Raw genomic sequence first — 7,261 nt, forward strand, 5'->3', positions numbered from 1 at the left:
ACTCGAGGGTGAGGGTCGTGTCGTCGGGCCCGACGACACGGTCGTCGTGCGTCACGCAGACCACGACCCGGCCCGTCAGCGCCGTCCGTAGGTCCCTGACCAGGGCCTCCGCCGTGGGCCGGTCCAGGTGGGCCGTGGGCTCGTCCAGCAGCACCACGTCCCGGTCGGCCAGCAGCGCCCGCGCCGCGGCCAGCCGGCGCCGCTCCCCGCCGGACAGCGCCGTCCCGCCCGAGCCGACCGGGGTGTCCAGCCCGTCCGGCAGCCCGGCGACCAGCGGTCCGAGCCCGCAGGCGGTGAGCGCCGCCAGCATCGCGTCCTCGTCGACGGCGCCGCGCGGTCCGGCCAGCGCCAGGTTGGCCCGGATCGTGGAGGCGAACACGTGCGCCTCCTGCGGCAGCCACGCCATCGCCGCGCGCAGGTCGTCCCCGGTGAGCGCCTCGGCCGGCACCCCGGCCACCGCGTAGTCGCCCGCCCGTGGCCGCAGCGCCGCCATCAGCACGGCGAGCAGGGTCGACTTGCCGACCCCCGAGGGACCGCGGACGACCAGCCAGCCCTGGCGGTCGGCGGTCAGCGCCACGCCGCGCAGGACGTCGGTGCCACCCGGCCAACCGGCGACCAGGCCCTCGGCGGCCAGCCGGTCCACGGGGACCGGTACGTCCTCCGGGTGCACCGGGTCGGCCGCGACCGGGGCGGTGAGGACGTCGTCCAGCCGGCGCCGGACGTCGTCCCAGGCGCCGCGTCGTTGCAGTGACCCGACCCAGCCGGTCAGCGGCTCGGCCAGCGCCAGCGGCGCCAGCGCGAGCACCGCCAGCACCGGGCCGGACACCCCGGACGCCCAGGCCAGCGCGGCGGCGACCACCGCGGCCAGGCCGGTGCCCAGGGAGACCGCGCCGTCGGCCCACGCCTGGCTGCGCTCGGCACCGGCGGCCGCCGTCCGCTGGGCCGCGGCGAGGGCCTGCACCCGGTCGCCGGCCGCACCGGCCAGCCCGTGGGCGCGCAGGTCGACGGCCCCCTCCAGCAGCGTGCCGGTCTCGGTCAGCGCCTCGACCCGCAGCGCGGTCTCGGTGCGGGAGGCGTCGGCGTCCACCCGGCGGTGCAGCGCGGCGACGACCGCCGCCACGGCCAGCAGCACCGCGAGCACGCCCGCGGCGGCGACCGGGGAGAGCAGCGCCAGCACGCCGCAGCCGACCAGCACGGTCGCCGCGGCCACGGCGGGCGGGGTGAGCACGCGGACCGACAGGTCCTGCAGCAGCCCGACGTCACCGACCACCCGGCCCAGAACGGCCCCCGGGGAGCGCTCGGCGGCCACGCCCTGCCGGGCCAGTGCCCGCCAGACCTGCACCCGGGCGTCGGCGGCCAGCCGCAGCGCGGCGTCGTGCGCGGTGAGCCGTTCCGCCCACCGGGTCAGCGCCCGCAGCAGGCCGAACCCGCGGACCCCGACGATGGCCACCAGCAGGGTCAGCACCGGTGGCATCTCGGCGGCCCGCACCACCAGCCAGCCCGACAGCCCGGTGAGCGCCACCCCGGACAGCGCGGTCAGCGTGCCGGTGCCGACCGCCCGGGCGACCGCCCGCCGCGGCCAGGAGATCCCGGGGGAGTCGGCAAGGGATCCCGTGCTCCCCGTCGCGGCCGGCTGAGGGGGTGCAACGGATCCCTTGCCGCGGCGGGCGGGGACGGCGGCCGGGGAGGGCACGGCGGTCAGCACCAGCTCGCGGTCGGCCAGGGCGGCCAGTGCCGGGTCGTGGGTCACCAGCAGCACGGTCACCGTGCCGCGCAGGTCGGCCAGCACCGCGGACACCCGCGCGGTGGCCGCGTCGTCCAGGTGCGCGGTGGGCTCGTCGAGCAGCAGCAGCTCCGCACCCCGGCGGACCCGCACCAGTGCCCGGGCCAGCGCCACCCGCTGCAGCTCGCCGGGGGACAGCGTGCGGCAGCGCCGTCCGGCCAGGTCGCCCGCGCCGACCCGGGCGAGCGCGTCGACCACCAGGCCCTCCGCGACGACGGCGTCCAGCGGGTCCGACGGGTCGATGCCGGCGTGCAGCCGGAGCTCGTCGGCCACCGTGTCGCCCAGCGTGCGCGGGTGCTGGGGCACGACGGCGACCCGGCCGGGCACCCCGGCGACGGCGCCGGTCACCACGGCCGAGGTGGGCAGGGTGCCGGCCAGCGCCGCCAGCAGGGTGGACTTGCCCGAGCCCGAGGCGCCGGTCAGCGCGACCAGCTCGCCGGGCTGCAGGGTCGCCGAGGTGGCCGCGAGCGCGGGCGTCGTCCGGCCGGGGTGGGCGACCGACAGGCCGTCCAGCACGACGCGGGCTCCCCGCGGGTCGTCGGCGGGGGTGCCGGCCGGGGCGGTGAGGTCCGGGGCGGCGAGCACGGCGCGGGCCTCGGCCGCGGCCTGCCCGGCGTCGGCGTTGGCGTGGTAGGCCGACCCCAGCGCCCGCAGCGGGGCGAAGGCCTCCGGCGCGAGCAGCAGCGCGGTCAGCCCGACGGCCAGCCCGAGGTGGCCCTCGACCAGCCGCAGGCCCACGGTCACCGCGACCAGGGCGACCGACAGCGTGGCGATCAGCTCGAGCACCAGGGCGGACAGGAAGGCCAGCCGCAGCGTGGCCGTCGTCGTCCGGCGGTGGTCCTCGCCCAGGCGGGCCAGCGCGGCGGTCTGCTCGGCGGCCCGGCCCAGGCCGGTGAGCACCGGCAGGCCGCGGACCAGCTCGGCGACGTGCCCGGCGATCCGGTCCAGCGCGCGGGCGGCGGCCGCGGTCTGGTCGGCGGTGTACTTCCCGACCAGCACCATGAAGACCGGCACCAGCGGCAGCGTGAGCGCGACCAGCACGGCCGAGAGCAGGTCGGTGCCGGCCAGCACGACCAGCAGCACCGGCGGGACGACGACGGTCTGGGCGAACGCCGGCAGGTAGGTGGCCAGCGCCGGGGCCAGGTCGTGCAGCCGGGTGGTGGCCAGCACCGCGGCGGGGCCGGTGCCGCCGGCGGCCTCGACCGCGGCGGGAGAGCGGGTCAACCGGTCCAGCAGGGCGTCACGGAGCTGGTCCTCGCTACGGCGGGCGTCGCGGGCGGCGAGCACGGCACCCACCGTGCCGGCACCGGCTCGCAGCAGCGCGCCGGCCGCGGCGAGCGCGAGGGCCGGCAGCGGGGACGCGCCTTCCACCACGGCGGCGATGCCGTGCGCCAGCCCGGCGGCCAGCCCGACCAGGCCGGCGGTCTGCACCAGGGCGACGACCGCGGCCCGGACGACGGCGCCGGTGACGCCGGGGACGCCGTCCAGCGGTGCGAGCGGGCCCTTGCTCGGGCCGCTGCTCACGCCGCGGCCTCGGCGTGCTCCGGCTCCGCGGTGAGGCGCTTGCGGAACACCCAGTAGGTCCAGGCCTGGTAGCCCAGCACGACCGGCAGGCCGAAGCCGGCGACCCAGGTCATGACCGTCAACGTGTAGTCGCTGACCGAGGCGGTCGAGACCAGGACGTCGAAGGCCGGGTCGATCGTCGAGGGCAGCACGACGGGGAAGGCCGCGCCGAACACCGTGGCCATCGAGGCCAGCAGCACCACCGCCCAGGCGGTGAACGCCTGGCCCTCGCGGCCGGCGGCCAGCCGCACCCAGGTGACGACGACGGCGACCACGGCCACCACCAGCGTCGCGGCCGTGACGACCCCGCCGGAGCGCAGCCAGACCAGGCCGGCCCAGGCCAGCAGCGGCAGCGCGGCCAGCGGCGCCCAGCGCAGCGCGAACGCCCGGGCCCGGTGCCGCAGGTCGCCGTCGGTCTTCAGCGACAGGAACACCGCACCGTGGACGACGGAGTAGGCGAGCACCGCGACCGCGCCGAGCAGCGCCGGCCACGACCAGCCGGAGAAGGCCCCGCCCACCCGGACGCCGCCCTCGCCGACCGGCAGACCGAGCGTGGTGGCGCCGAGCGCGGCGCCCAGGCCGCCGGCGGCGATGTACGAGCCGGTGGTGATGACCCGGGTCCAGGCGGCGTCCCAGCGCTCGTCGTGGCTGGAGTGCCGCCACTCGAAGGCCACCGCCCGGACGATCAGCCCGACCAGCACCAGCACGAACGGCAGGTACATGGCCGGCAGCCAGGTGGCGTACCAGCCGGGGAAGGCGGCGAACGTGGCGCCGACGGCGGTCACCAGCCACACCTCGTTGCCGTCCCAGAGCGGGCCGATGGTGCGCAGCATCAGGTGCCGGTCGGCGGGCTTGCGGCCGAGCACCGGGATCAGTGCCGCGACGCCGAAGTCGAAGCCCTCGAGCAGGAGGAAGCCGGTCCAGAGCACCGCGACGGCGACGAACCAGAGGGTCTGCAGGTCCATGTCTGTCTCCTCAGTACGCGAACTGGAGGACGTCGTCGCTGGCGTCGTCGTCGGCGCGCGGTGGCGGGTCGTCGTCGTCCCGGTGGGTGCTGCCGCCGCCGATGCCCGGGGTCGGTGTGGTGTCGCCGTCCGTCACGCCCTGCCGGGCGAACCGGACGATCAGCCCGAACTCGACCACCGCCAGCACCCCGTAGAGGACGGCGAGGGAGATCAGCGACGTCCAGACCTCGGTGGCCGAGATGCCGGGGGAGACCGCCTGGGCGGTGAAGAAGTAGACCTGGTCGGCCCGCGGCACGTCGGGGTTCGGGTAGACGACGAAGGGCTGGCGGCCCATCTCGGTGAAGATCCAGCCCGCGGCGTTGCCCACGAAGGGTGCACCGACGGCCAGCAGCGAGCCGTAGACGCCGATCCGCGACGTCGGCACCCGGCCGCGGCGGGTGGCCCACAGCGCGTAGGCCGCGACGCCGGCGGACACCGCGCCCATCCCGATCATCAGCCGGAAGCCCCAGTAGGTCACGGCGAGGACCGGCGTGTAGTCGATCGGCTCGCCGGCCTTGTCGCCGAAGCTCGGGTCGTCGGGGTAGGTCGCCCCGTAGGCCTCGGAGTACTGCTCCTGCAGGTCGTTCACCCCGGGGACGGGGGAGGAGAAGTCGCCGTTGGCCAGGAAGCTCAAGACGTAGGGGACGGTGAAGGAACGCACGTCGTCGCACTCGTTGCTGCCCAGCTTCGACAGGGCGAAGATCGAGAACGACGCCGGGGCCTCGGTCGTGCACAGTGCCTCGGCCGAGCTCATCTTCAGCGGCTGCTGCTGGAACATGAGCTTGCCCTGCCAGTCACCGGTGAGGGCGACCAGCATGAACGCGGCCAGCGAGACGTAGCCACCGACCCGCACCGACCGGCGCCACACCTGGTGATCCACCTCGGTGGTCGGGCGGCCGGCCAGCGAGCGCTTGCGCAGGTGCCACAGGCCGATGCCCACCAGGAGTCCGCCGGCGACCATGAGCGAGGCCACGATCGCGTGGCTGAAGGCGGCCAGCGCGGTGTTGTTGGTCAGGACGGCGAGGAAGTCGACCTGCCGCGCCCGGGGCTCGCCGCTGCTGGTGTCCAGCACGACGCCGACCGGGTGCTGCATCCAGGAGTTGGCCGCGATGATGAAGTACGCGCTGATGATCGAGCCGACGACGGCGGCCCACAGAGCGGCGAGGTGCAGCTTCTTCGGGATCCGGCCCCAGCCGAAGATCCACAGGCCCAGGAACGTGGACTCCAGGAAGAACGCGAGCAGCGCCTCGAGGGCCAGCACCGAGCCGAAGACGTCGCCGACGAAGCGGGAGTAGGAGCTCCAGGCCAGCCCGAACTGGAACTCCTGCACCAGTCCGGTGGCCACCCCGAGCACGAAGTTGATCAGGTAGATGCGACCCCAGAACCGGGTCATCCGCAGCCACTCCGCCTTGCCGGTGCGCACCCACATGGTGTGCATGACGGCGACCAGCAGTCCCAGCCCGATGGTCAGCGGGACCATCAGGAAGTGGTAGACGGTCGTGATGCCGAACTGCCAACGAGCGATCTCGAGCACGTCCACCGCGGCGGCCTCTCTGCCTGTCGTACGATCGGTCCACTTCTTTCTACGCCACGTAGAAGCTAATTTCTACATCCGGTAGAAAAGACACGGGTGAGTCGACCGACAGGGGGTGTCCGTGGAGTCGCTGGGGGAGCTCGAGCGGGCGGTGATGGACCAGCTGTGGTCCCGCACCGCCCCGGTGTCGGCGGCCGAGCTGCGCGACGCGCTGGCCGACCGGGGCCTGGCGCTGACCACCGTGCACACGGTGCTGACCCGCCTGGAGGGGAAGGGCTTCGTGGCCCACGACGAGGCCCGGCCGCGCCGGTTCGCCGCCCGCGCCACCCGCGAGGAGCACGCCGCCGGCCTGATGCACGAGGTGCTCGGCCAGGCCGCCGACCGGCAGGCCGTGCTGGCCCGGTTCATCGGCTCGGCCTCCCCGGGCGAGGCCGACATGCTGCGCGCCCTGCTCGCCGACAACCCCTGACCCCGTGCTGCCGCTGAGCGCCCTGCTGCTCGGCCTGCTGGCGTTCGCGCTGGCCTGGCCGGTGCCGGTGGTGCTCGGGCGGGCGGCGTGGACCCGGCGGGACCCGCTCGCGGCGCTGGTGTGCTGGCAGGCGGTCGGGCTGGCCGGGGGTCTGTCGATCATCGGCGCGCTGCTGGTGCACGGGCTCTCGCCGTGGGGCGGCTCGCTGCCCGAGGCGTGGTGGGCGTGGCTGCGGCACTGGTTCACCGGCGCGCAGCCGGCCGACCCGGTGCGCGGGGACCACTGGGTGGCCCAGACGCTGGCCGCCGTCCTCGCGCTGGAGCTGGTCGGCGTGCTGGTGCTGTCGCTGGTGCGCACCGCGCGGACCCGGGCCCGGCACCGGGCGCTGCTGGAGCTGCTGGTCGACCCGGTGCCCGGCGTGGACGCGCGGGTGCTGGAGTCCCCGGTGCCGGCGGCGTTCTGCATCCCGGGCGCTCGTCCGCTGCTGGTGCTGTCGTCGGGGATGGTCGCCGAGCTGGCGCCGGGCGAGCTGGCCGCCGTGGTGGCGCACGAGCGGGCGCACCTGGCCGAGCGGCACCACCTGCTGCTGCTGCCCTTCGTCGCCTGGCGCGAGGCGTTGCCGGTGCTGCCGGCCGCCGACCGCGCGCACGACGCCGTCCGGGACCTGGTCGAGATGCGCGCCGACGACGTCGCCCTGCGCAGCCTGGCCGGTGCGTCGTCCCGGCGGACCCTGGCCAAGGCCATCGTCGCCGCCGCCGACGGCGGGGCGCCCCGCGGTGCGCTGGCGGCGGGCGGGGGAGTGCTGACCACCCGGGTCACCCGGCTGCTGGACCCGCCGGCGCCCCTCCCGCGGTGGGCGCGCCCGCTGGCGGTGGGCTCGGCGGTCGCCCTGGTCGCCGTCCCCACCC

Annotated in this window: 5 protein-coding genes; 2 read left to right on the top strand and 3 right to left on the bottom strand. The window is 76.2% G+C overall.

Annotated features, from left to right (window positions below):
* The 3 genes from cydC to UXQ13_RS23320 all read right to left on the bottom strand — a co-directional run.
* Positions 1 to 3,307 (bottom strand): thiol reductant ABC exporter subunit CydC (gene cydC, locus UXQ13_RS23310; protein WP_336393086.1); only part of this gene is annotated, 3,307 nt, incomplete at its 3' end.
* Positions 3,304 to 4,311, bottom strand: a complete 1,008-nt coding sequence (gene cydB / locus UXQ13_RS23315) for a cytochrome d ubiquinol oxidase subunit II (protein WP_336393087.1) — start codon at positions 4,309 to 4,311, stop codon at positions 3,304 to 3,306. The genes cydB and cydC, both read right to left, overlap by 4 nt.
* A gap of 10 nt (positions 4,312 to 4,321) precedes the next feature.
* The gene (locus UXQ13_RS23320) at positions 4,322 to 5,890 is read right to left on the bottom strand and encodes a cytochrome ubiquinol oxidase subunit I (RefSeq protein ID WP_336393088.1); all 1,569 of its coding nucleotides are present in this window, start codon (positions 5,888 to 5,890) and stop codon (positions 4,322 to 4,324) included.
* 115 nt (positions 5,891 to 6,005) lie between these two features.
* On the opposite strand from UXQ13_RS23320, the gene UXQ13_RS23325 reads away from it, so the two are divergent.
* Complete coding sequence (locus tag UXQ13_RS23325) at positions 6,006 to 6,353, top strand: BlaI/MecI/CopY family transcriptional regulator (protein ID WP_225235298.1); 348 nt, start codon at positions 6,006 to 6,008, stop codon at positions 6,351 to 6,353.
* 4 nt (positions 6,354 to 6,357) lie between these two features.
* Positions 6,358 to 7,261: M56 family metallopeptidase (locus tag UXQ13_RS23330; RefSeq protein ID WP_336393089.1), on the top strand; the 904-nt coding region annotated here is incomplete at its 3' end.

The organism is Klenkia terrae (assembly GCF_037083865.1).
In the GTDB taxonomy this organism is placed as follows: Bacteria; Actinomycetota; Actinomycetes; order Mycobacteriales; family Geodermatophilaceae; genus Klenkia; species Klenkia terrae.

Coding starts and splice junctions, on each gene's coding strand:
- cydB (WP_336393087.1), bottom strand. CDS start 4,311: ATGGACCTGCAGACCCTCTGGTTCGTCGCCGTCGCGGTGCTCTGGACC.